We start from the raw sequence: 22,801 nt of genomic DNA on the forward strand, positions 1-22,801 counted from the left end.
TTGACTAATGTCTAATTATTGCGGCAGTCTGTTGACGACGGGTGGCTGCCTGGTGCTGACGTTTTCAGCCCACCAAAGTTTTCATCACTCATAAGAACAATCACAAACACTATGAGCCGGGAGCGTGCCAAGTGAGCCAAGATCAGCAGGGGCTGGAGAAGTTTGACTATGTCATTGTCGGCGCGGGATCGGCGGGCTGCGTTTTGGCCAATCGGCTCAGCCGCGATCCCGCCAATCGGGTCCTCCTTCTGGAGGCCGGTGGTTGGGATAAAGACCCCATGATCGGTGTGCCCGTGGGCATACAGCCTATGACCGCCAAGCAGTTGCATCGTTGGAACGACATGTCGGAGCCGGATGCCGGCCTCAATGGCCGCAGGAATTACGTTCCCCATGGCAAGGTGATCGGGGGCGGATCATCGATCAACTATATGGCTCACACACGCTGCCATCCCTCCGACTACGATAGTTGGGCTGCGAACGGGGCAACAGGGTGGAGCTACAGCGAGGTGTTGCCCTTTTTCAAGGAATGTGAAGCCTGGGTGGGCGGTGGAGATGCTTGGCGGGGTGACGCGGGCGAGTTGGGCGTGATCGCCGGCAAGCTTGATGACCCTGTGTATGACGCCTGGTTTGCCTCCTGTCGAGCGCTCGGTTACCCGATAACCAGCGACTACAATGGTGAGAAGCCTGAAGGCATGGGCGTGCTGCAGTACAGCATCAAGAATGGCCAGCGGTCCTCGGCGGCCAAAGCTTTTTTACACCCGGTACTCGCACGCCCCAATTTGACCGTGCGAACCGGCGCGATGGCGAGCCGATTGCTGTTCGACGGTAAGCGCGTCATCGGCGTGGAGTATCTTTCACAAGGTCGGTGTTGTGTCGTGCTTGCCGCCCAGACAGTGTTATGCCTCGGCGCAATCAATACCCCTCAGTTACTGATGCTTTCGGGAGTGGGGCCGGCAGAGCACTTACGCTCGATGGGCATTCCAGTTGTCGTCGATCTCCCCGTCGGGAAAAACCTGCAGGATCACCTGGCATTCTCGGTCATGTGGGCGCGAAAAAAACCTGGTGCGCTCCATCGTTCGTTGAGGCTTGATCGAGCACTGATCAATATGATCCGCGCGATTGCGTTTCGAAGCGGCCCGTCGTCCTCGTTGCCTGGTGTGATCATTGGGTTCATCAAGTCCCGTGCATCGCTGAAGCAGCCTGATTTGCAACTTTATATCCAGCTCCCGCCGCCGGAAGCGGATGCCTGGTTTCCAGGATGGAAGAAGCCTTATCAGGACTGCCTGCTGGTCAAGGTCCAATTGATGAGTCCTCAGAGTCGGGGCGAAGTCACTCTCAGGTCGCTGGACCCGAATGATCGCCCGCGCATTTCATATAATTCATTGTCCGCGCCGGCGGATATCGAAGTGATGCGTGAAGGCTTCAAGCGGGCCTGTGCGCTGTTGAGTACGGACGAGTTGAAAATGTATCGCAGCCAGCGTCTTTTACCGGATCGTGCGCTCAATGATGATGCTGAGATTGATGCGTTCATTCGGGATCAGGCGTTTCAGCAATACCATCCCGCCGGTACCTGCCGGATGGGCAATGATGAACGAGCGGTGGTCAATTCGGATCTGAGCGTGCGAGGGCTGGAAGGGCTCAGCGTAGTGGACGGGTCGGTCATGCCAACACTGATCTCAGGCAATCCCAGCGTACCGATCATGATGATTGCGGCCAAGGTGGCAGCGATGTGGATGAGCGTAAAGAAAGAGTTCTCTCTTTAGGCGTCCGTAGCTTTTCTCAGGCAATCCATCCGGCTGAATTGCGTCTGCTTAAGGCTACTTCATTTATGCGTCCATCATGGTCCATCACGCAAGCGCTTCAAATACTTATAAACAGTGGCCCTACCCATCGACAGGACATTGGCGATGTAGTCGCTGGCGCTGCGGCCTTCGAAAGCGCCTTCAGCGAACAAGGCTTCGACCAGTAGGCGCTTATCGTTGCGCGTCAGTCCTTGCAGGGACAGGTTACGGTCTTTAAGCCAGGTGTGGAGGAAGGTATTGATCCGCTCCTGCCAATCGTCACGAAACAAGGCCTCGGGTTGCGGTATCAGCCGGCCAGGCTCGAAGAAATTATTCAAGGCGTCGCGGGCCATTTCGAGCACGCTGAAGTTCATGTTGATGCATAAAAGCGCTTCCGGCTCACCAGCGTCATCTCTCAGGACGCTCGTGATGGAGCGGATACGCTGTCCATTCCAATTGAGCTTTTCGTAAGGGCCGAGGTTATCAAGCGCCTCGAAATCGCCCGGTAGTTCGTGCAGTGCGGAATCGTCTCCAAGCTGTCGTTTGGAAATGTTGTTGGCGATGTGGACGATGGTCTGCGTTTTTATGTCATGGATGATCACTTCCGCATGAGGGAAGTAGAGCATCGCGATGCCGTCGGCAATGGCTTTGTAATTGGCGAGTTTTTTCATGCTGGGCGATCGCAAGATATCCGTTTAAAGGGGGAATGTAGCAGTTGCCCGCAGTGACTACGAGCCGTGACGCGTAAAGCCTGGGGGAGCTTTCGCAGCGAGCCCTGCCTGCGCCGGATGCGCAGGCAGAGTGTATACGCAGTCACATCCTGGCGAGGAACTCCGAGACCTTGTCCAGGCCTTCCTTCAATACGCTGAGGTTATTGGCGTAACCAATGCGCACATACCCCTCGATATCCAACGCGCTGCCCGGCGTGAACATCACTCCTTTGCTTTCCAGCAATTGGACGCACAAGTCGCGAGAGGACAAGTCGACGTCAATCTTGAGTAAGGCCGTGGTGCCCGAGTTTGGCTTGATATAGGAAACCTTGGGCTCTTTCGCCACCCATTGATCCAGGTACGCCAGATTAGTGCGGGTGATTGCCTGATTGCGTGTCAGAATCTTGTCTTTGTTTTCCAGTGCGATGCAGGCGAAGTAATCATTGAGCATCCCTACGCTGATGGTGTTGTAGTCGCGATGGATGGAAACACGGTGAATCAGCTCGACGGGACCGACGATCCAGCCCAGCCGCAACCCTGCCAGGGAGAAGGCTTTTGACATGCTCGCCGTGCTGATGCCTTTTTCGTACAGGTCGGCTACGGAGACCGTGACACCGTCGCCGTGCTGATCAATACCGCGATACACCTCGTCGCTGAGGAGATAGGCACCGACCGATCGGGCAATCGTCACGATCCGTTCGAGCATGGCTCGGTCCATCAGTGCCCCGGTGGGGTTGTTGGGGTTGTTGATGGCGATCACTTTGGTGTTTGGCCGCACCAGTGCGCGAAATTCCTCCAGGTCGGGCAGAAACGCGTTTTCTTCGCGCAGATTAAGAATCGAGACGTCGGCGCCGTAGCTTTCGGGAATCGAATAATGCTGCTGGTAGGTCGGAGCGACGGAAATCACGTGATCACCCGGTTCAACGAGGGTTTCGTACACCAACGCATTTGCCCCGATGGCACCGTGGGTAATAATGACGTTGTCCTTGCTTTGGCGCGTATACAGCGCCGCCACGTTATCGCGCAGGCGATCGGAGCCTTCGATGGCTCCGTACGTCATTTTCATCGGTAGCAGTTCGGCGAGAATGCTGTCTTTCTTCCCTGCCATCTCCAGCAGTTGCTCGAGGGTCAATGACTCGACGCAGGTTTCCGCCAGGTTGTAGGCGCATTTTGTTTCGTAGGCGTTCATCCATATTTCAACGCCAAATTCTTTGATTTTCATATCGGAGCCTGCGGTTTGAGGAGGGTTGGTTTTGAATGGCGCTTAACGTTGCGTCAGCGTTTTGTACAGTTGCAGTGCAACGGCAACGTCTTCCAGGCCCAGTCCGATGGAGCGAAAGAAGACATGACGTGCATAGGCAGGCAAGGGAGCTGTCGAGTTTGACAACTCAGCCAAGTCACCGGCCAGATCTAGTGCCGACCATAGTTTGCGCTCCGCGGCGATCACCATCTCACCGGCGGCCTGGGGTGTTGTCTGTCGGTAGTCGCAGTACACATCCATTTTGGCCAGTGCACCGGGATCAATTTCATGGGCGCGCAAGGCGTTGGTGCTAATTGAGGTGATCAGGGTCGGCTGGCCAAGCGTATCGATGTTCAATACGGGCTTGGGCGAGGATGTGCAGAGCATCACTACGTCCGCGTTGGACAGGGCCTGCGATTGCAGTTCGCACACGCTGATGCGCGGGTCGAGTGCCAGGATCGCCTCGCGTTGCTTATCCTCTAGGGAAGCTATGCCTAGGGAATAGATGGAAATTTTCTCCCATGGCCTCAAGTGTTTCACTGCTTCAATGTGCGCAAGTGCGATCGGGCCGCTACCGATCACCGCCAGTCGCTTGCAGCCTTTGGGGGCGAGGTAGTCAATGGCCAGTGCGGTGGTGGCTGCGGTGCGCAAGGTGGTGAGCAGGCCCGCGTCGGCAATCAGCAACGGCGCACCGGTCTCCATGGACATCAGTATCGACCAGGCCGTGACGAGCGGTTTGCCCTCGGTTTTGATGTAGGGCGATGTTTTGATGCCGTAAACCTTTTGATCACTCATGACACCTAGGTAATTGATGAAATCACCTTGGCCATTGGGAAAATCCACTTGTTGTTGCGGGGGCTGTACGGCGGTGCCTGCCGCCAGTGATTCAAACAGGCTGCGCATCGCAGCCGTAATGTCCAACTGGGTCAGCATTCCCTTCACGTCAGGTGCTTGAAGAATGAAAGGCGTATCAGGAATTCGCGACATAAGTGCTGCTCTCCAAGGCGTTCACAGCAAGTGAACGCGATGTCAGGATGGGCGTTGAAAAAGGGTGATTGATGGGAAGTCAGCTATTTCCCATACACGTCGAAGTCGAAATACTTGGCATTGATAGCTTGATAGATACCTTTGGCTCGGATCGACTTGATCGCCTCATTGAAACGCTCGACCCGTAACGCATCGCCTTTGCGCAACGCGATGCCGATGCCGTCTCCGAAATAATTAGGGTCGGTCAATTGCGGCCCGGCGAAGGCAAATGCTTGGCCTGTAGGGAGTTTGAGGAACGATTCGCTAAGGATGATCTGATCAGCCACGGTGCCATCCAGACGGCCGGCGTTCATGTCCAGATAGATCTCGTTTTGCGAGGTGTAGCGCACGATCTCGACACCTTTTGGCGCCAGCACGTCGGTGGCGAAGCGATCATGGATACTCGAACGTTGCACGCCGATGCGCTTGCCCTGCAAGCCGGAGAGATCGTCGTCTATCGCTACACCTTTTTTCATCGCCAGCCGCGCGGGGCTCTGGTAATACTTATCGGTGAAATCGACCGATTTCTTGCGCTCTTGCGTGATCGACATTGAAGAGAGGATTGCGTCTACTTTTTTTACTTTGAGAGCAGGAATCAGCCCGTCGTACTCCTGTTCGACCCATACGCATTTGATCTGCATTTCGACACATAGCGCGTTGCCAATGTCGTAGTCAAAGCCGGTAATTTCGCCAGTGGGAGATTTGGATGCAAAGGGCGGGTAGGCCGCTTCGATGCCGATTTTCAACGGCTGGTCAGCAGCCTGGGCGGTGGACAGGCCCAGGGCCAATGCCAGGGCGCCGTACAGGAAATGCATGCTCATTTTTTCGTGCCTCTGATTGATTGTTGGTGTTATTGGGTAAGCGACACAGCGCTGCTTGCCAAGGCAGTTTCGAAGTGAATGGTGGTGGTTTTGTCGACAGGTGTGCGCGCCTGTTTTTTAGAAATCCTTCATCAACTGCCCAGTAATGCGACCGGGGAGAGGGGCAGTGCCGGCGGCCATACCGATACGCTGTCCTGCGCGCACCAGCCTGATGTGGTGCCTAGCCACCAGAATTCCCTGCACAGGGCTCAACACTGGTACGCGCGGTGTACCCAACTGCTGGTCCAGCGGCAGTATTTCGGCGATGACTTCACCGCGCGTCACGCTTGAACCAAGGGTCGTTTTCCAGGCGATAACGCCGGTGGCGCTTGCTTCTAGATGAGCAACACCTTCCAGCGGATAAACAGTGACCGTGTCGGCGTTGATAGGCGGCTGCGCCTCGTTACCGGCCAGAATCAAGCCTTCCGAACGCAGGAAGAGGAGTAGACCCTGAGCGTCCTGCCAGGCGATTTCGTCTTCTACATCGCTTTGGCCGCGTAGCTCGACGGTGGCGGAGAATCCCAGGTGCTCGGCGTCTACCAGCGCTTTGCCATACAAGGCTTTCCAGGCTTTGGAGTAGGCTTCATCCAGGGGAAAGCCGCCGGCATCCTCCTCAAGGAACACGGCTTCGACACCCATGCTGGTAGCGAGACGTATGGCGCGTTCACGCTGAATGAGATTGGCGTAAATATGCAGAATGCTGGATGTGTCGCAATGTAGGTCGATGAACAGATCGTGGTGCAGCGCTTCGTGCAACAGCAGATGCTTGTTGGCGGCTACTGTTTCGGCAGGCACTGCATTGCCCAGTGCACTGAGCAGCAAGGACTTCATCGCTTCGGTGTCGTTGTGTGCAGGACGTGCTGTGGCCAGCACACTTTCAAGCCTGGTGCTGATGTTGGGAAAGTTGCGGTTGAAGTTTTCGCCATTGGCCAGATTGAAACGCCCTGGCAATTGGCCGAATACCTGTTGGCCCAGACCTACGGGATTGGCGAAGGGGCGGATGACGATACGGCCGTTCAACCGACCTTCCAGCTCCAGTTGATGGAGCTGTACCAGAAGATGCTGGATCACCAACAGCCCAGGGTGTTCGTCGGCGTGCAGTCCGGCCTGGATATAGGCACTGCGCTGACCCTGGCCGCCGCTGAACGTGTGCTTGTAGAGCGTGTGCACCACGCCGGGAGTTTGGGAGGGCAGGGTAATTGCTGCGGTATCGGCCATGACTGTGCTGCCTGATCATATTATTTAAGTCTACAATGGACTTATTGTCTATTAGTCGCAAGCGGCTTGTGGTGTGCCGTCGCATATCAGCCAAGGATCGGCGTATGTACGACAATTGGTCGAAATCAATAGCCACTTAGGCGCTTCATCGCTGCCCTGCGTAGACTGACAGGCAGAAGCTTGTCGGGTGAGCGCAGCAGGCAAGGACGCCAGCTGTCGACTTCCCAATGAGCGTGCCGCCGGTTCTGCACTCACACCAAGGGTCTGGCTGACCCGTGCTGGATTGGGGCGGGATAAAGGCAAGGGCTGTGACATTTTTCGACCCGACCGGCCCTTGGCTGGTGACCCGGGGTGAGGTCCTTGATCCGAAAAATTTGAACGTGTGGCTGGAGCTCAATTGCTTGCGGCGCCAGATCGGCAACTCGCGAACCATGATTTTCTCGGTCGCTCAAATCGTCATATGTTGGAGCTGTTACATGACATCGCAGCTCGGTGATGTGATTTGCATAGGTGCGCCGCCGTGTGGGAATGAAGCCGCAGCCGCAGCCGCCATGTCTTGGTGACGAAATCCGCCTTGCTGAGATTAGAGTTACTTTGGATTGTCATGATCGCAAACCTAAACCGAAGACACTGGCTCCCAGCATGATGGCAGCAACAATTCCGACGATCGAGAACGCTTGTTGTAAACGAGGAACGGCTAACTTATGAGCTATCTGCCTTCCGGCGACCAGCCCTAAAACCGCACCGACGGCAAACGGTACCGCTGCCTGCCAATACATGACGCCGCTAATCGCCGCCGCAGTTACTCCACCGATTGAAACCAAGGCAATGACCGCAAGAGACGTTGCGACAACACTTTTCATTTCGAGATTGGTGTATCGCATCAAGGCGGGAATAATAACGAATCCCCCTCCGACGCCTAATAAGCCTGACAATAAACCTGACACAAACCCGGTTAACGCCAATACCCGAGCGCAGGGTAAAGTCCAGCGTAACCGTCCCTTTGCCGGATTCAGCACGCAGGGCAATACCTCGCCTCGCGGAGCTGCGCCGCCATTACGGATTTCCCGGGTTGCATTGCGTAGCATGCGCACGCTTGCGTATACCAACACTATCGAAAATACCAACGCGAGTGGCTTATTGGGAACGCGCTGCGCAAGGTGTAAACCTATGGGTGCAGCGACGATACCAATCGACGAGATGAAAGCGGCTGCCTTATAGCGAACCACTCCCTGCTTCAATCCCAGCACGGCACCCACGCTCGCCGCCAACGCTACAGCTAACAACCCGACCGGGGCCGCCTGAGTCATGGATAAACCGAGTCCGAAAACTAATACCGGAATGGCGAGGATTCCTCCGCCTGCGCCGGTCATGGCCAGAACACCTCCAATGACCGCGCCAAGAACGACGGCCAGCATGCTGTGCTCATCCATCTTTTAACGCTCCGTCTGACTTACTTGCGAGTCAGCGAACCATTCACGTCCTTTCAGCATGCAGTGCCAGTAGAACGGCGGGAGAATTCTCTCTTTAAGAAACCAACTCAAACGAGAGGGTTTGCGCCCATCCACAAACCAGGTAGCAAACGTCGGCGCCAGCTTTCCGCCATAGAGAAACTCGGCCAGGACAACTTTTCCACGCTCAACCGTCAGAGGGCAGGAGCCATAGCCGTTATACGTAGCTTGAGCCTGCTTCATCCCCAGGCTAACCAGGACATTGTTCGCTACGACCGGCGCTTGTTTACGTGCAGCCGCCATGGTTTTCGCGTTTGTGGTATTCACCACATCTCCCAATGCCCAAACATTGGAAAATTTGCGGTGAGCCAAGGTCGTTGGATCAACGTCGACCCATCCCGCTTCATCCACTAGCGGGCTTGAGCGAATAAAGTCAGGAGCAACCTGCGGGGGCACGACGTGGAGCATGTCAAACGACTCAATCACGGTCTGGGTGTTGCCATCTTTATCGGTGCATTCGAAAGTTGCCCGTTTGTTGGGGCCATCCACGGCGACCAGCTTGTGGCTGAATTTCAAGGCGACGGAATATTTTTCCATGTACGACATGAGGGCAGGGACGTAGTCGGCCACGCCGAATAGCACGCCGCCGGCATTGAAAAACTGCGTCTTTATCTGCGCTTGGCGATCGTTTTTCAACCAGTGATCGCATGAGAGATAGAGCGCTTTCTGAGGCGCACCCGCACACTTGATTGGCATTGGCGGCTGCGTAAAGAGGGCCTTGCCTGATTTGAGTTCCTGGACAAGTTTCCAGGTATAAGGCGCAAGATCGTAGCGATAATTAGAGGTTACGCCATTGGAGCCTAATGTCTCAGTCAGTCCTTTGATAGCTGACCAATCGAGCTTCAAGCCAGGGCAGACGACAAGCTGGTCGTACTGAATAACTCTCCCTCCATCGAGGACGACTGCATTGGCCTGTGGGTCGAACGCAGTTACCGCTGCTTTGATCCACGTCACACCTCGAGGCATGACAGAAGCCATCGTCCTTACAGTAGATTCAGCCTCGAAGATGCCTCCGCCGACCATAGTCCACCCAGGTTGATAGTAGTGCGCGTCAGCAGGGTCGATTAGTGCGATATCCAGATTCGGTTCTCGTGACTTCAGGCTGGCTGCGGTGGCAACGCCTGCAGAACCGGCACCAACAATGACGATTTGGTGGTGAGTTGTAGCCATTGCATTGATGGTGCGTCCACCATTGCTGATTCTGCGCATAATTGAAGAAACATCCACCTGTGCGCTTTTGGTTCTTGCGAGTATGACGGACAGACTCTGCTTGCCTGCTTCAGAGAGCGCCCACAGCATCGCCGCCCGGGTGCCAGTTCTACAGTAGGCAACCACAGGTCTTGGCGCTTCCTTTAAAATTTCGACGAAGGAATCTACCGTTTCATCAGCGATGGCCGATGCTTGGGTGGGCAGGTAGTGAAACGTCATGCCTTCTGCTTCGGCTGCTTGGCGGATCGTTACATGTGTTGGCTGATCGGGTGTCTCGCCATCCGGCCTGTTGCAGATGAGAGTACGAACTCCGAGCTCAGCCAGTTGCTTCACATCGACCACGGTGAGTTGCGGCGCAATAGAAAAATCCGAACTTAAGTTATAAGTATTCATATTATTTTCCGTTGATAACTACGCAAGGTTAAAGCGTTAAAGCGTTAAAGCGTGTTGAGTGGTATTTTCAGATAGCGGATGCCATTCGTCTCTGGTTCTGGCATGTTTCCGCCTCGCATATTAATTTGGACGGATGGCAATATAAGAACTGGCATATCCAGTGTTGCATCTCGTTTTTCTCGCATGCTCACGAATGTGTCTTCGCTTGTACCTTCGCGAACATGAATGTTCTCCTGCTTTTGTGCTTTCACACTGGTAATAAACGCAAGAGGTCGACCATTGGGACGGTAATCGTGGCACATGAAAATGTTGGTTGATTCAGGAAGCACCAAAATTTTATGTATTGACCGAAAGAGTGTTCTGGCGTCCCCTCCTGGGAAGTCGCACCTTGCTGTGCCGTAATCGGGCATGAACAATGTATCACCCACGAACGCGAGACCTGCTTGTTCATCCTGGATAAGATAGGTCATACAGGCAGGTGTGTGCCCAGGTGTATGTAACGCTTTGGCGGTTAAACTACCGATATGAAATGTATCGTTGTCATCAAACAAAATATCAAACTGGTCGGAACCGCTTCTGAGTTCTTCTTCCGTATGGAACAAGTGGCTAAAGACTTTTTGAACGTCTTTTATTCTGATTCCAATGCCTATCTTGCCGCCTAGCCGTTGTTTCAAATATTGTGCGGCAGTGAGGTGGTCGGCATGTAGATGAGTCTCGAGGATCCATTCAACGGACGCGCCCAGCTCCGTCACGCGCGCAACGATTCTGTCGGCGGATTCAGTTTTTGTGCGGCCCGATTTCGGATCGTAGTCAAGCACGCTATCGATGAGCGCACACTGCATGGTTGAGCGGTCAAGCAACAGATAGCTGAACGTCGATGTCGCTTCGTCAAAGAATTCTTCGACCAATATTTTTTCGCCGAAATACATTAGATAGCTCCTGAATAGCTGCTATGTCAGCAGTCTCAAGATCTATGCCAAAACAGGCGCTTTCGGTAGCCGCTCTAAGCCGTGTGATTGCGGGGTGTCCGATATCCAGAGATTCATATCTGCCATTTATTTTGGCAGTCATATGGCAGTCTGTGGCAGTATCTGGCAGCAGGAATACTGTTCGGGAGAAGATTATGAGTAGTGGGCTAATCGCTTCGAGCAATGTAGATGTTCAAGCGTTGATTTCTTACCTTGAGCATGACGATCGACCCACCATCGTCCTGGATGTCGAGTACAACGTCATTGCCTCCAACAAGGCCTATCAAAGACATTTTGGTGTTGAGGGAAAACCACACGTTGGCTCCAAATGCTTCAAGGTTTCGCATGGCTATGCCGTTCCCTGCGATCAGGCGGGTGAGCTTTGTCCAATGCGAAAGGCCTTTGATAGCCATGCTGCGGAAAGGGTACTGCATATTCACCACACTCCCCGGGGGCCAGAACACGTTGATGTTGAGCTCCGTCCCATTTTGGATCGCCAGGGCCAGGTGGTTGCTTACGTTGAAAGATTGATCACCGTAGACATAGCGTCTGCGCAGCCGCAAAAGCAGGGGCTAGTGGGCGTGTCGCCGTCTTTTAAACAGGCGTTGAGCGCGCTGCAGCGAGCGGCGCCTTCCCCGATCCCCGTTCTTTTGCAGGGGGAGTCGGGAACCGGTAAAGAGCTGTTCGCTAGGGCACTCCATATGGGTAGTCCGCGCTCAAAGGCACCTCTGGTTGTAGTCGACTGCACTGGCCTTTCAGAGTCGCTGTTCGAGAGTGAATTATTTGGCCATGAAAAAGGAGCATTCACAGGCGCGCTCAGTAAGAAAATTGGGCTTGCAGAGGCTGCGCATGGCGGTACGCTTTTTCTGGACGAAATAGGCGATGTGCCTCTCTCCATGCAAGTCAAATTGTTGCGTCTAATTGAATCGGGCAGTTTTAGACCTGTGGGTAGTTTACGGACGATCCATTCCGATTTCCGTCTCGTTGTTGCAACTCATAAGCCTTTGAAGGATATGGTTGAACTTGGCACTTTTCGCGAAGACCTCTACTACAGAATCAGTGCTTTCCCTATAACGCTTCCGCCGTTGAGAGAGCGTATAGACGATTTGCCGCTGCTGATAGAAAGTCATCTAAAACGAATTGCACCTAGCAGTCGGGCTGAGATTGACGAGGAAGCATTGAAGCGCCTCTCGCTGTATTCATTTCGGGGGAATATCAGGGAGCTAAAAAATATTCTTGAACGGGCGCGTCTGTTCAGTGAGGACGGGATTATACGGGAAAGAGATTTGCCTACGAATGTGACTGGTCACGTCTCCCAGTACAAAAAAACTAATAAAAATAGCAAGTTCCTAAAAAACCTTGCCCAGGTGCTTAATGGGTTCGAGGGGTCACGAGCAGATTTAGCCAAAGAATTGGGGATTAGTGAACGAACGCTTTATCGTCGAATTCAAGTGTTAGAAGGAAATAGATGAGTCTTATCGACGAGCAGTGTCGAAGATGTTTATCTTGAGATAATACCTTCGGGCGGACAAGCAAGCACAGCCCAATTAAGGACTGTGCATAATTAGCTTGAAGATTAGCCGCGTAACCTATTGGATTTCGCAAAGCCCTGTTCGAGGTCTTCGATCAGATCAGATGGGTCTTCAAGACCAATATGCAGCCGCACAAGGTGCCCATCAATTTCCCAAGACGTCGCAGTTCTGACGGGTTTGGGATCTGCGATCATCGCCAAGCTTTCAAAACCGCCCCAAGAGTAGCCAATTGAAAACAACGATAGGCTATCCAAGAGTGCATCTGCCGCTGCTTGTGTGGAAGGTTTGGTCACGAAGGACAGTAAACCTGATGCTCCTTTAAAATCCCTTTTCCATAACTGGTGCTGAGGGTGAGACTCTAATGCAGGATAATAAACTGCTTCCACTTCCTCGCGTGTCTCCAGCCACTTGGCGACAATCGTAGCGTTTTTGTAATGACGTTCCAGTCGCACATCTAGCGTCCTCATCCCTCGAAGCGCCAGCGTCACGTCATCTGGACTAGCAAACAGGCCCATGTTGAAATGGAATTGCTTGAGGCTATCCCACGCTCGCTTGGAGGCTGATACGGTGCCAAGAACGGCATCCGAGTGACCGACGATATATTTCGTTGCGGCCATGATGGATAGATCGACACCGAGTTCCAGTGATGGAAAGTAAAGCGGGGTACCCCAAGTGTTGTCTGCAATAACCAGGATGTCATGCTCATGGGCAACCTTGGCTATCGCAGGGATGTCTTGTATTTCCAGAGTCAAGGAGCCAGGAGATTCGGTATAGATGGCTTTAGTGTTTGGTTTGAGGAAATCTACGATACCGGCACCAATTGTCGGGTCGTAAAACGAGACCTCGATTCCAAGGCGTTGACCCACCTGCTCACAAAAAGCCCTTATCGGCGAATACACGTTGTCGGCAATAAGTAGGTGATCCCCAGCTCCCACCACCGACAGTATGGCAGTCGTACATGCGGAGAGCCCTGAGGGGCAAAGAACCGTGCCTTCCGCTCCCTCCAGCTGCTGGAGGGCCTGAGTCAATGCTTCCGTCGAAGGGTTGTTCCAACGGCCATACGTATATTTTTGGCGTCCCTCGCGCATCGACTCACACGTAGGGAACGCCACAGTGGAACCCCGGTAAACCGGTGTATTCACGAAGCCATGATGCTGATCAGGCTCGATAGAAGCGTGGGCGAGTAGGGTTTGTACGTTTTTATATTTTTTCATACCGGCTTCCAATCCTTGCGTTTGGTGAGATTTGGCTACGCACTAGCTACCGCAGATTCCAGATTAAAGTGCCATTTTTGTTAAATGTCTACTACAAGGTTGGCGTGTAACAAAAATCCTTTCAAAAACAACATATTGTAAATAATTAAAAAATAGAGTTTGCATGGCTACCATGTGAATGGTAGGTTTTTTGTGTCTTGGGGTTTCGCTACCTGGTCGATCGAGAAGCGATGATCTGAGCGTGCTGTGGCGTTGAGCAGGAGAGGTTTAGTGTCTTTGACGACATGGGAGCTCAAGGCTTCTCTCGCACTTCCCGCTTGGAATGGGAAGAAGAAAGTTAAGTTTGCAAGGGGTAAGAACAAAAACTGCAAATTAATCGCTTGGGTGGAACATGAAAAAACAAAAAATACAAACTCTCTCAGCAGTTCAGTGCGGCAACGAACTAAAAGATAAATCGAACTGGCTTGATTCCCATGAAAGCGGATATTCAAAGCATTTAAAGAAACGTCATGTACAAATGATGGCGCTAGGTGGAGCCATCGGTACAGGTCTGTTCCTGGGGGCAGGGGCCAGACTGCAAATTGCGGGGCCTGCACTTGCGGTGATTTATTTGGTTTGTGGGATATTTGCCTTTTTCATTTTGAGGGCGCTGGGTGAGCTAGTGATGCACCGTCCAAGCAGTGGAAGTTTTGTATCTTACACCAGGGAGTTTATGGGTGAGCGTGCCTCTTTCGTTGCAGGATGGATGTATTTTGTAGTTTGGGCGTTAACAGGCGTTGTTGATATAACCGCCATTGCTATTTATATGAAGTATTGGAGTGTGTTTTCGGATGTTCCTCAGTGGGTATTCGCGCTAAGTGCTTTGGGTGTAGTGACATTGATGAACATGGTCGGTGTCAAATGGTTTGGTGAAATGGAGTTCTGGTTCGCCGTGATAAAGGTCGCCGCTATCAGTATTTTTTTGGTGATCGGGTCGTTCTTTTTTGCTACTGGCCATGAGGTGGCAGGACATATTCCGGGCTTGCATTTGATCACGGATAACGGGGGGATATTTCCACATGGGCTTTTGCCAGCAATCATCATCGTGCAAGGCGTCATCTTTGCTTATGCGAGTATAGAGTTGGTGGGGACTGCCGCTGGCGAGACGACGGATGCTAGAAGTGTTATCCCAAAAGCCATTAATGGTGTGATCTGGAGAATAGGTTTGTTCTACGTGGGTTCGGTATTTTTGCTTGTTACCGTACTCCCCTGGACTGCCTATAGCGCTAACATCAGTCCTTTTGTAACTTTTTTTGAAGCACTTGGTGTACCTGGTATTGGCTCCGTTATGAATATCGTTGTGATGACAGCGGCGCTCTCAAGTCTCAATTCAGGTTTATACGCCACTGGGCGTGTATTGAGATCGCTTGCCATGGGCGGGTCAGCGCCAAAAATGTTTAAACGAATGAGCAGCCAAGGGGTACCCTATATGGGAATCTTGGTCACCATGGGGATTAACGTATTTGGTGTTGTACTAAACTTCTTGATTCCATCGCAATTATTTGAGCTCTTGCTGAACTTAGTATCGCTGGGAATTCTTTCGACTTGGGCATTCATTGTTCTATCGCAAATAAATTACCGTCGTGCTGTAAAAAGAGGTGAGGTCGAAATGGTCTCATTTAGAATGCCTGGAGCGCCGTTCACCTCTTGGCTAACTCTTGCTTTCTTGCTTGTGGTATTGGTTCTCTTGGCGTTCGATTATCCCAACGGAACTTACACCGTTCTTTCTATACCGTTAGTCGCTGGAGCACTGATGCTGGGTTGGTCGAAGGCCGTCCGTTCCAAAGCTAAAGGTTCGGAAGCAATTGAAAGCGATCCTAGCCACGTAGGGGCCTAGCTTAATAGAGATGAGAGGTCGTTTTACAGCGTCCTCTCATCTCTAGAGTTGAACTGTTGCCTTAAGGCAGTTAATATGCATTCATTAAAAACTCTAGGTAAGCTTTATGAGTACGCGTTCCGACCTTTTAACCACCGCCGAGTTATTGCTGCGCACCAAAGGCTACGCTGCATTTAGCTATGCCGATCTGGCTGACGAAATTGGCATAAAAAAGGCGAGCATTCATCATCACTTCCCTACAAAGGAAGGGCTCGGAATCGCTGTTATTGAGAGTTATCTATTCAGATTTTCCAAGAATCTAGAATCAATAAACGAAGAGAGTCATGATGTAGTCGCTCGGTTAAAAGCATTTGCCGAGCTTTTTGTCGATAGCTCGGATAATGGCATGCTGCCACTTTGCGGTGCACTTGCAGCTGAGCTATCTGCGCTGCCAGAAAGCCTTAAAGAGTTGACCAAGAAGTTTTTTGAGATTCATATTTCTTGGTTAGAAAGTAATCTAGTCATAGGTCAATCCCAAAAAGTCATTAAGGCAGATCTCAATCCGAAAGAGGTTTCAAGAGCGATCTTGAGCTTGCTTGAAGGCAGCAGTTTTGTTTCCTGGGCCCTTGGCGACAAGGTGGTTGATCAGTCTGGGTTTAATTTGATTTTGCAAACTATTATCGTTTCGTAACTCGCGCTCAGGATTCTATTCTATAGTGCCGCTCCTCCGTGGGGCGCACTTTACGCGGGCGGCAGTGTAGTGAGTGAACGCAATGGCAGACGCTACATTTCCTGGCGCAATGAGTACCACACCTAGCCAAGACTGATTATCCCGTTAACGCTTCGACGGCACAGCTGACCGAGTTTTCCGTTGGGTTGTACCAGGTTGGAGGGGAATATTCCCATTATCACGCGGCAACAGGAAACCTCATACGTCTTGGCGGTTTCGGTCTCCGGCATGTCGTCTATGAAGGCAGGAAAGCCCCCAAAACTAGAAGTACACATCCTTACTCAGAGGAACACTTCGCGTCACTGAGGCGAGGAGCCGTATGCGGTAGTTCCGCGCGGATCAGCGGGGAGATGGCAGCTAACCGCCATTCCCACTGCGACCTTTAGAGATACATATCCATAGGATTCACTGCCTACTCCCTTAGATTGACCAGCTACCTAAGTGAAGCCACTGCATCGGAGCCAATACCACCGATCCGAATCTTTGTTTCTTTGGAAGCCACTTGATTTTTACCCACGCGATCCGAGCCATCAGCGGCTAGACCTTTTGCTCCCACATGATCGGCACCGTCAGCGGCTAGACCTTTTGCTCCCACATGATCGGCACCGTCAGCGGCAAGACCTTTTGCCCCGACATGATCGGCACCGTCAGCGGCGACACCTTTTGCCCCGACATGATCGGCACCGTCTGCAGCCAGGTCTTTTGCCCCGACATGATCGGCACCGTCAGCGGCGACACCTTTTGCCCCGACGTGATCGGCACCGTCAGCGGCCACCTGGCCCGTGCCATGCTCAGCACCACTTCGTGCTAATGCGTCGGTGCCGACAGGATCAGCACCATCAGATGCGATGGCGGTAGGTTTGGCTTGGATATCGACAATCGATACAGAGCTTGCGGTGGGCAGTTCTTGCGCCTCTGTACGTAACGACGCTTGAGGCCCTGCGATGTATATTCCAATTGCTGATAAAAAAAGACCTGAAGCAATTTTACGGTTCATGACTGCTCTCCCTGATACCTTTTCGAAAAAATTTTTAAACCTAGTAAAGGTTTAGAGCGTAATAGCCTTTCTTTGGTTTAAGCCATCCTACTCATAGGCGTTTTGCCGTCCGTCCATTCGGATAGACAGTGCCTAGCTGTGCGCTATGTTTACCAGGCTTGTGAGTAGGTTACTCCTTGCCGGCTCTGGTGCGTCAGGCAAAATCTAAAAATTTTATTGCATCCATACCTACCAGTTGGTAGAGTTGTTTCGTCGAACATCAATCCACGCGCAAAAATGCGTTGCACAGAGGACTTACCAAATGACAAATAACCTGAACGGTATTGACGTAGCCGCCCTGCAGCAGTTTGCCCAAGGTGTTGCCGAGGATGCGGGCAAGCGCCACGCCAGCTTTAACGTCAAGACTCAGTGGAAAGGCCAGACGCGCTCTGTGGCCAAAGTCAGTCGCTACAGCCTCGCCGGTGAGACCTATTCCCGTGATTTCGAAATCGCCGCCGATGAGCCAAATGAGTTGCTGGGCCAGAACAGTGCGCCTAACCCTCAAGAACTGCTGATGGCCGCTCTCAACGCTTGCATGTCGGTCGGCTATGCGGCCAACGCCGCCATGATGGGTATCAAGATCCACAGTCTGGAAATTGAGACGGACGGTACCCTCGACCTGCGTGGTTTCTTGGGTCTCGACGAGAGCGTGAACCCAGGCTACGACGAAGTGAGCTTCGTCGTTCGCCTGCACACCGATGCGCCCCGTGAACGTGTGGAAGAGCTGCACAAGAATGTACTCAAGACGTCGGTCAACTACGCCAACTTCTCGAAAGCCATTCGTATGGTGCCGACCCTCGAGGTTCGTGAGGACTGATTTTCATCGGGTTTGACTCTCTGAACCCTAAGAGCGCCAGCAGACGAATGATCTCTGGCGCTGCAATTTTTGGAAATTAAGTTAACTGGAGTATGAAATGAACGATTTTTTCAAAGGTAAGAAACTGCTTGTTGTAGGTGGCACCAGTGGTATGGGTCTGGAAACGGCCCGCATGGTGCTGAAAGCGGGTGGCAGCGTGGTGTTGACAGGCAGCAAGCAAGACAAGGCAGACGCCATCCGTGGCGAGTTGAGCGTGCTGGGCCCGGTTTCCGTGATAGTCGCTAACCTCATGACTGAAGAGGGCATGAATTTCGTTCGCAACGAAATCAATGCCAACCATAGCGATATCAGCCTGATGGTGAACTCCGCTGGCATATTCATTCCCAAAGCCTTCACCGAGCACGACGAGGCTGAGTACGACATGTACCTGTCTCTCAACCGTGCGACGTTCTTCATCACTCAGGCCGTAGTCAAGAACATGCTCGCCGCCAAGCGCGAAGGGTCAATTGTCAACGTCGGCTCCATCGGTGCACAGGCCGCATTGGCTGGTTCGCCGGCCTCTGCCTACTCCATGGCGAAGGCAGGTCTGCACGCGCTGACACGCAACCTGGCAATTGAATTGGCTCACTCGGGTATCCGCGTCAACGCCGTCTCGCCAGGGATCGTTCACACCTCGATCTATGAAGGGTTCATGGACAAAGAGGCGATCCCGGAAGCGATGAAGTCGCTGAACGATTTCCATCCACTGGGCCGAGTTGGTGTTCCGGAGGATGTGGCCAACACCATCGTGTTCCTGCTGTCGGACAAGACATCCTGGGTGACCGGAGCGATCTGGGACGTGGATGCGGGAATTATGGCCGTTCGTGCCTGAGTTCAGCTAACGCTGTCTGATGGAAGTCGCCTGAGTCGACTTCCATTCCATCACCAAGAGTGCTGGGAGGTGTATGTAATGGCTCAAACGTTTATCCAAGGCCATTCGAACTGGCCCAGCTGGCAGCAGCTTGCCAGCTTTTGGTGTAGGGCGGCTGAAGACTAGCCGCAGGAGTTTTCAATGTCAGTTTCGACAAGAGCAGCGCTGTTAAAAGTCGCGGAAAACCAAATGAGGTCTAAAGGCTACTCGGCATTTAGTTATGCTGATCTAGCCGCGACGATTGGTATTAGAAAAGCCAGCATTCATCACCACTTTCCTACCAAAGAGTGTCTCGGTCAAGAGTTGATAAAGGACTCTATCAATCGCTTCGAAACGACCATTAGGTCAATTGAAGACGCTGATGAGGATCCTTTGATGCGGCTTCGAGCGTTTTCCCGTCTTTTCGTCATCAGTGCGAATGAAGGGCTTCTACCGTTGTGTGGCGCACTGGCGGCGGAAATGGCAGCACTGCCTTTATCGCTTCAAGTGCTTACTCGAGTATTTTTCGAGACGCAACTTGACTGGCTCCAGAGAACCATCAGTGAGGCGGCTGTTCAGAAAGGCTGGTTACTGGCCAGGCCCGCTCAATCCTATGCATTCATGCTGTTGAGCGCATTAGAGGGCGCGAGTCTCATTGATTGGACATTGGGCAGATCGGCAGATCCCTTAGCTGGGTTCGACTGCTTGCTCGAATCGGTGGAGCGATCAGCCGTAATGGCCGCTCGTGAGATCAAACATACCAGTGGGCATCAACAGAGTTGTTAACAGTCGCTTTTAGCCTTCCCTCAATAGCGACGACTTCTTTTATTTCCTTTCAAACAGAGTGATTTATGAGCAGTGTTTCGAAGAAATTCGTAGTAGATATTTGGTCTGATTACGTCTGTCCTTGGTGCTGGGTCGCTAAGCGTCGTTTTGATAAAGCGCTTGAAAGCTTCCCTCACAAGGACAGCGTTCAAGTCAACGTTAGAGCTTACCGTCTTGCCCCGAACCACGTTGCTGAGCCTATGGTAGACGCCCTCAAACGTAAATTGGGTAGCCCTGGCGCTGCTGTAACCATGATGACTACGGTGAAGCAGTATGGCCAGTCTTCGGGGCTTGATTACCGTTTTGAAACCATGCTATTTGGCGATACTGCAGATGCGCACGTATTGGTCAAAGCAGTTGAAGATGAAGCGGTGAAGAAAAACCTGGTGGAAGCGCTGTATGAGCAAAGTACCACCCAGGGTAAGTCGCTTTTTGAAAGAAATAGTTTAGAGACGATAGCGAAGTCTGTAGGGGTATCTGACGAGTCGATTCGACTCGCGTGGTCATCCCCGGATCTGCGCCTTCAGATGCAGAAAGACGAGCGCGCGGCGGCCCAGTTTGGCTCAGGCGTTCCATTTTTTGTGTTCAATAATTCGTTTTCTGTTTCGGGTGCTCAGCCTCAGGAGGCTTTTCTCCAGGCACTGAATCAAATGTATTTGGAATCAAAGGATGAGGATGAGTCGTTCAGTGGTCAAGTCTGCGGTCTTGATGGATGTAATTGATGCTACAGACTTTGCGGCACCTGTTGGTGCTGCAATCTCTGGATTTGGAGTGGCGTGTGAGTGAGGTGTAAATGAACCGTATCGTAGACTTGAAGGCCGAACAGTTCGCCAGATTCGTTGCAAAAGGTAGCAGCGTCGTGCTGTTTTCGGCGTCTTGGTGCAAACCATGCCAGGAAATCAAACCGGTCTTTCACGACCTGGCAGACAAGCTGCATTCTCGCGCAGCCTTCGGAAGGATTGATGTGGCTGTTTCGCCGACGATTTCCCAGATGTACGGTATCCGGTCAGTGCCATCCTTGGCGATTTTTCACGAGGGGCGGTTGCGCTTAGTCTTGGCCGGCTCTCGTTCGGTTGCCGCGTTGAAGAAAGCAATCTTGGCTGACTTAAAGGACGTCCTGTAGACCGACCTCAGAATGGCTTTAGATTTTCGACCTTCATTTAGCCATCTTTCTCTTCCGCTTTGGCTCGCCCTTGATCTGGCCAGTTATTGATCGGATGAGCTCGATCTTCGTTGAAAATTTCCGTCAGCAGGGCGTTGGCCCGTTTGTAGGCGTCGTACTTGAGCTCGGTATCATCCTCGGGCTGCGCGGTCATTTCCTCAAGCATTTCCAGATTCAGGCGACGGAATCGATCTGCGCGTTCACGGGCCTCGTAGCGCCCGACGCCCAGTTGTTCCAGCGCTTTGCGCCCAAGGGACAAAGCGCTCTCAAAAGTTTCCCGCTCGACCGCCTCTACGCCCATCTGCCGTAGGGTAATGATGTGCCCCATATCGCGAGCGCGCACCACCAGCTTTAGGGAGGGAAAATGCTCTTGGGCCAGCCGGGTCAGTGCCAGATTATCGTCCTGATTGTCGATGGCGTTGATCAGCACAACTGCTTGAGCCGCTCCGGCGGCATGCAGCAAATCAAGGCGGGTCGCGTCGCCGTAGAACACCTTGACCCCGAACTTGCGCAACGTCTCGATATGATCGGGATCGTGATCCAGCACCACTACTTCAAAGCCACAGGACATTAATAGACGGCCCGAGATTTGGCCGAATCGACCAAAGCCGGCGATGATTACCCGAGGATTGCGTTGGTCGATGGTGTCCGCTTCCTGATTGTCCTGTTTACTTGCGGACTCCAGGCGATTGAGCACTAGGATCAGCAGAGGTGTGACGCACATGGACAGTGCTACTGCCAAGGTCAGGCTTTTACCCCAAGGGTCGACCAGGATGCCGGCAACCGTTGCTGCGCCAAACACGACGAAGGCGAACTCACTGCCTTGACCGAGAAACACCGCTTGCCAAGAGCGCTGTTCAGTAGGGACACTCAAGAAGCGACCCAGGAGTTTGATCATCAGCAGCTTGATCAGGATAAAACCCAAGGTTAGCGTTAAGACTTTCAGCGGCGCATTGATCAGCGTGCCGAAGTCGATCGACATGCCGACGCCGATAAAGAACAAACCGAGTAGCAGCCCCTTGAATGGCTCAATGTCACTTTCCAGCGCGTGCCGGTATTCTGAGCTGGCTAACAGGACTCCGGCGAGAAATGCTCCCATCGCCATCGACAATCCTGCCTCTTCCAGCAACAACCCGAATCCAAACACCAGAAACAACGCAACGGCACTGAAGATTTCGCGCAAGCCCGAGCGCGCGACAAAGCGCAGAACGGGCCGGGAAACGTACTGACCCAAGAGCACCACCGCGACGATCGCACCGACGATTTTTGCGATGGACAGCGCGAGTTCAGCGCCGGAGGGCGTACCACCATTTGCTGCTAATAATGGAATCATCGCGACTAGCGGAATCGCCGCGATGTCCTGGAACAACAGCACGGCAAAGCTGCTGCGACCCACGGCGGTCGGGATCATGTTTCGCTCGTTCATGGCCTGCATGGCGATGGCGGTCGACGATAGACTCAGCGTCAACCCCACCAACAGTGCTGCTGTCCAGTTCAAGCCAAGCGCGGCGCAAAACACGGCAATTGCAACACCGCAGGCCAGCATCTGCAATGCGCCGCCACCGAAGACCATTCGGCGCATGGCCCAAAGGCGTTTGGGATCAAGTTCGAGCCCAATGATAAACAACATCAAAACTACGCCGATTTCAGCAAAGTGCAGGATGGATTCCACATCCGTTACCAGCTTCAGGCCCCACGGGCCGATCAGGCAGCCGGCCAACAGATAGCCGAGAACCGGGCCAAGTCCTAACCGAACGGCGATTGGGACTATCAAGGCAGCTGAGCCCAAGTAAATGAGCATTTCAATCAGACTGTGAGTCTCCAT

20 protein-coding genes and 1 pseudogene are annotated in these 22,801 nt (G+C 52.8%); 10 read left to right on the forward strand and 11 right to left on the reverse strand.

What is annotated here, in order from left to right; all coding sequences use genetic code 11:
- The first annotated feature begins 131 nt into the window (after positions 1-131).
- Positions 132-1,763, forward strand: coding sequence for a GMC family oxidoreductase (locus tag ACODTO_RS00830; protein ID WP_258632468.1), 1,632 nt, complete (start codon positions 132-134; stop codon positions 1,761-1,763).
- Between the two features lie 74 nt (positions 1,764-1,837).
- Here the strand turns inward: ACODTO_RS00830 and ACODTO_RS00835 are convergent, their stop codons facing one another.
- The 5 genes from ACODTO_RS00835 to ACODTO_RS00855 all read right to left on the reverse strand — a co-directional run bounded on the left by ACODTO_RS00835 (position 1,838) and on the right by ACODTO_RS00855 (position 6,835).
- Positions 1,838-2,452: a helix-turn-helix transcriptional regulator gene (locus ACODTO_RS00835; protein ID WP_258632470.1), complete on the reverse strand. Its 615-nt coding sequence runs from the start codon at positions 2,450-2,452 to the stop codon at positions 1,838-1,840.
- 142 nt (positions 2,453-2,594) lie between these two features.
- Positions 2,595-3,713: an aminotransferase gene (locus ACODTO_RS00840; RefSeq protein ID WP_258632472.1), complete on the reverse strand. Its 1,119-nt coding sequence runs from the start codon at positions 3,711-3,713 to the stop codon at positions 2,595-2,597.
- A 42-nt stretch (positions 3,714-3,755) separates the two neighbouring features.
- On the reverse strand, positions 3,756-4,718 hold the full coding sequence (locus ACODTO_RS00845) for an ornithine cyclodeaminase family protein (RefSeq protein WP_258632474.1): 963 nt from the start codon (positions 4,716-4,718) through the stop codon (positions 3,756-3,758).
- An 83-nt stretch (positions 4,719-4,801) separates the two neighbouring features.
- Complete coding sequence (locus ACODTO_RS00850) at positions 4,802-5,578, reverse strand: ABC transporter substrate-binding protein (RefSeq protein WP_258632476.1); 777 nt, start codon at positions 5,576-5,578, stop codon at positions 4,802-4,804.
- 117 nt (positions 5,579-5,695) lie between these two features.
- Positions 5,696-6,835 carry a M14 family metallopeptidase gene (locus ACODTO_RS00855; RefSeq protein ID WP_258632478.1) on the reverse strand — a complete coding sequence of 380 codons (1,140 nt, stop codon included), beginning with the start codon at positions 6,833-6,835 and terminating at the stop codon, positions 5,696-5,698.
- 341 nt (positions 6,836-7,176) lie between these two features.
- Here ACODTO_RS00855 and ACODTO_RS00860 point away from each other — a divergent pair, with 341 nt between their 5' ends.
- Entirely contained in the window at positions 7,177-7,398 is a 222-nt protein-coding gene (locus ACODTO_RS00860; RefSeq protein WP_258633562.1) for a fumarylacetoacetate hydrolase family protein, read from the forward strand.
- 39 nt (positions 7,399-7,437) lie between these two features.
- Here ACODTO_RS00860 and ACODTO_RS00865 read toward each other — a convergent pair whose 3' ends face one another.
- From ACODTO_RS00865 to ACODTO_RS00875, 3 genes are read right to left on the reverse strand one after another with little or no spacing between them, the layout of a single operon-like run.
- Entirely contained in the window at positions 7,438-8,268 is an 831-nt protein-coding gene (locus ACODTO_RS00865) for a sulfite exporter TauE/SafE family protein (protein ID WP_258632480.1), read from the reverse strand.
- A gap of 3 nt (positions 8,269-8,271) precedes the next feature.
- Positions 8,272-9,948 carry a bifunctional protein tyrosine phosphatase family protein/NAD(P)/FAD-dependent oxidoreductase gene (locus ACODTO_RS00870; RefSeq protein ID WP_258632481.1) on the reverse strand — a complete coding sequence of 559 codons (1,677 nt, stop codon included), beginning with the start codon at positions 9,946-9,948 and terminating at the stop codon, positions 8,272-8,274.
- A gap of 44 nt (positions 9,949-9,992) precedes the next feature.
- Entirely contained in the window at positions 9,993-10,877 is an 885-nt protein-coding gene (locus ACODTO_RS00875; protein WP_258632483.1) for an MBL fold metallo-hydrolase, read from the reverse strand.
- Between the two features lie 194 nt (positions 10,878-11,071).
- Here ACODTO_RS00875 and ACODTO_RS00880 point away from each other — a divergent pair, with 194 nt between their 5' ends.
- A complete protein-coding gene (locus tag ACODTO_RS00880; protein WP_258632485.1) occupies positions 11,072-12,388 on the forward strand; it encodes a sigma-54 interaction domain-containing protein in 1,317 nt (438 codons plus the stop codon).
- Between the two features lie 104 nt (positions 12,389-12,492).
- On the opposite strand, the gene metC is transcribed toward ACODTO_RS00880, so the two are convergent.
- Positions 12,493-13,662 carry a cystathionine beta-lyase gene (metC, locus tag ACODTO_RS00885; protein ID WP_258632487.1) on the reverse strand — a complete coding sequence of 390 codons (1,170 nt, stop codon included), beginning with the start codon at positions 13,660-13,662 and terminating at the stop codon, positions 12,493-12,495.
- 391 nt (positions 13,663-14,053) lie between these two features.
- Between metC and ACODTO_RS00890 the strand changes: the two genes are divergently transcribed.
- Both ACODTO_RS00890 and ACODTO_RS00895 read left to right on the forward strand, forming a co-directional pair.
- Positions 14,054-15,538: an amino acid permease gene (locus tag ACODTO_RS00890; RefSeq protein ID WP_258632489.1), complete on the forward strand. Its 1,485-nt coding sequence runs from the start codon at positions 14,054-14,056 to the stop codon at positions 15,536-15,538.
- 106 nt (positions 15,539-15,644) lie between these two features.
- Positions 15,645-16,208 carry a TetR/AcrR family transcriptional regulator gene (locus ACODTO_RS00895; protein ID WP_258632491.1) on the forward strand — a complete coding sequence of 188 codons (564 nt, stop codon included), beginning with the start codon at positions 15,645-15,647 and terminating at the stop codon, positions 16,206-16,208.
- 577 nt (positions 16,209-16,785) lie between these two features.
- Here the strand turns inward: ACODTO_RS00895 and ACODTO_RS00900 are convergent.
- Positions 16,786-17,118: pseudogene (locus ACODTO_RS00900) on the reverse strand (hypothetical protein); the annotation flags it as partial.
- 427 nt (positions 17,119-17,545) lie between these two features.
- Here ACODTO_RS00900 and ACODTO_RS00905 point away from each other — a divergent pair.
- The 5 genes from ACODTO_RS00905 to ACODTO_RS00925 all read left to right on the forward strand — a co-directional run bounded on the left by ACODTO_RS00905 (position 17,546) and on the right by ACODTO_RS00925 (position 20,937).
- The gene (locus tag ACODTO_RS00905) at positions 17,546-18,100 is read left to right on the forward strand and encodes an OsmC family protein (RefSeq protein WP_258632495.1); all 555 of its coding nucleotides are present in this window, start codon (positions 17,546-17,548) and stop codon (positions 18,098-18,100) included.
- A gap of 97 nt (positions 18,101-18,197) precedes the next feature.
- Positions 18,198-18,971: an SDR family NAD(P)-dependent oxidoreductase gene (locus ACODTO_RS00910; RefSeq protein WP_258632497.1), complete on the forward strand. Its 774-nt coding sequence runs from the start codon at positions 18,198-18,200 to the stop codon at positions 18,969-18,971.
- Between the two features lie 180 nt (positions 18,972-19,151).
- Positions 19,152-19,775 carry a TetR/AcrR family transcriptional regulator gene (locus ACODTO_RS00915; RefSeq protein WP_258632499.1) on the forward strand — a complete coding sequence of 208 codons (624 nt, stop codon included), beginning with the start codon at positions 19,152-19,154 and terminating at the stop codon, positions 19,773-19,775.
- 65 nt (positions 19,776-19,840) lie between these two features.
- Positions 19,841-20,536, forward strand: coding sequence for a DsbA family oxidoreductase (locus ACODTO_RS00920; protein WP_258632501.1), 696 nt, complete (start codon positions 19,841-19,843; stop codon positions 20,534-20,536).
- Between the two features lie 71 nt (positions 20,537-20,607).
- On the forward strand, positions 20,608-20,937 hold the full coding sequence (locus tag ACODTO_RS00925) for a thioredoxin family protein (protein ID WP_258632503.1): 330 nt from the start codon (positions 20,608-20,610) through the stop codon (positions 20,935-20,937).
- Between the two features lie 37 nt (positions 20,938-20,974).
- Here ACODTO_RS00925 and kefC read toward each other — a convergent pair whose 3' ends face one another.
- Positions 20,975-22,801: a glutathione-regulated potassium-efflux system protein KefC gene (gene kefC, locus ACODTO_RS00930; RefSeq protein ID WP_258632505.1), complete on the reverse strand. Its 1,827-nt coding sequence runs from the start codon at positions 22,799-22,801 to the stop codon at positions 20,975-20,977.

This window comes from Pseudomonas sp. FG13 (assembly GCF_057809755.1).

Excerpts from the sequence above, each read along its gene's own strand:
- ACODTO_RS00925 (WP_258632503.1), top strand. The coding sequence starts at position 20,608 with ATGAACCGTATCGTAGACTTGAAGGCCGAACAGTTCGCCAGATTCGTT.
- ACODTO_RS00865 (WP_258632480.1), bottom strand. The coding sequence starts at position 8,268 with ATGGATGAGCACAGCATGCTGGCCGTCGTTCTTGGCGCGGTCATTGGA.
- ACODTO_RS00915 (WP_258632499.1), top strand. The coding sequence starts at position 19,152 with ATGTCAGTTTCGACAAGAGCAGCGCTGTTAAAAGTCGCGGAAAACCAA.
- ACODTO_RS00850 (WP_258632476.1), bottom strand. The coding sequence starts at position 5,578 with ATGAGCATGCATTTCCTGTACGGCGCCCTGGCATTGGCCCTGGGCCTG.
- kefC (WP_258632505.1), bottom strand. The coding sequence starts at position 22,801 with ATGGAGACTCACAGTCTGATTGAAATGCTCATTTACTTGGGCTCAGCT.
- ACODTO_RS00855 (WP_258632478.1), bottom strand. The coding sequence starts at position 6,835 with ATGGCCGATACCGCAGCAATTACCCTGCCCTCCCAAACTCCCGGCGTG.
- ACODTO_RS00870 (WP_258632481.1), bottom strand. The coding sequence starts at position 9,948 with ATGAATACTTATAACTTAAGTTCGGATTTTTCTATTGCGCCGCAACTC.
- ACODTO_RS00845 (WP_258632474.1), bottom strand. The coding sequence starts at position 4,718 with ATGTCGCGAATTCCTGATACGCCTTTCATTCTTCAAGCACCTGACGTG.
- metC (WP_258632487.1), bottom strand. The coding sequence starts at position 13,662 with ATGAAAAAATATAAAAACGTACAAACCCTACTCGCCCACGCTTCTATC.
- ACODTO_RS00895 (WP_258632491.1), top strand. The coding sequence starts at position 15,645 with ATGAGTACGCGTTCCGACCTTTTAACCACCGCCGAGTTATTGCTGCGC.
- ACODTO_RS00920 (WP_258632501.1), top strand. The coding sequence starts at position 19,841 with ATGAGCAGTGTTTCGAAGAAATTCGTAGTAGATATTTGGTCTGATTAC.
- ACODTO_RS00880 (WP_258632485.1), top strand. The coding sequence starts at position 11,072 with ATGAGTAGTGGGCTAATCGCTTCGAGCAATGTAGATGTTCAAGCGTTG.
- ACODTO_RS00910 (WP_258632497.1), top strand. The coding sequence starts at position 18,198 with ATGAACGATTTTTTCAAAGGTAAGAAACTGCTTGTTGTAGGTGGCACC.
- ACODTO_RS00905 (WP_258632495.1), top strand. The coding sequence starts at position 17,546 with ATGACAAATAACCTGAACGGTATTGACGTAGCCGCCCTGCAGCAGTTT.
- ACODTO_RS00840 (WP_258632472.1), bottom strand. The coding sequence starts at position 3,713 with ATGAAAATCAAAGAATTTGGCGTTGAAATATGGATGAACGCCTACGAA.
- ACODTO_RS00875 (WP_258632483.1), bottom strand. The coding sequence starts at position 10,877 with ATGTATTTCGGCGAAAAAATATTGGTCGAAGAATTCTTTGACGAAGCG.
- ACODTO_RS00835 (WP_258632470.1), bottom strand. The coding sequence starts at position 2,452 with ATGAAAAAACTCGCCAATTACAAAGCCATTGCCGACGGCATCGCGATG.
- ACODTO_RS00890 (WP_258632489.1), top strand. The coding sequence starts at position 14,054 with ATGAAAAAACAAAAAATACAAACTCTCTCAGCAGTTCAGTGCGGCAAC.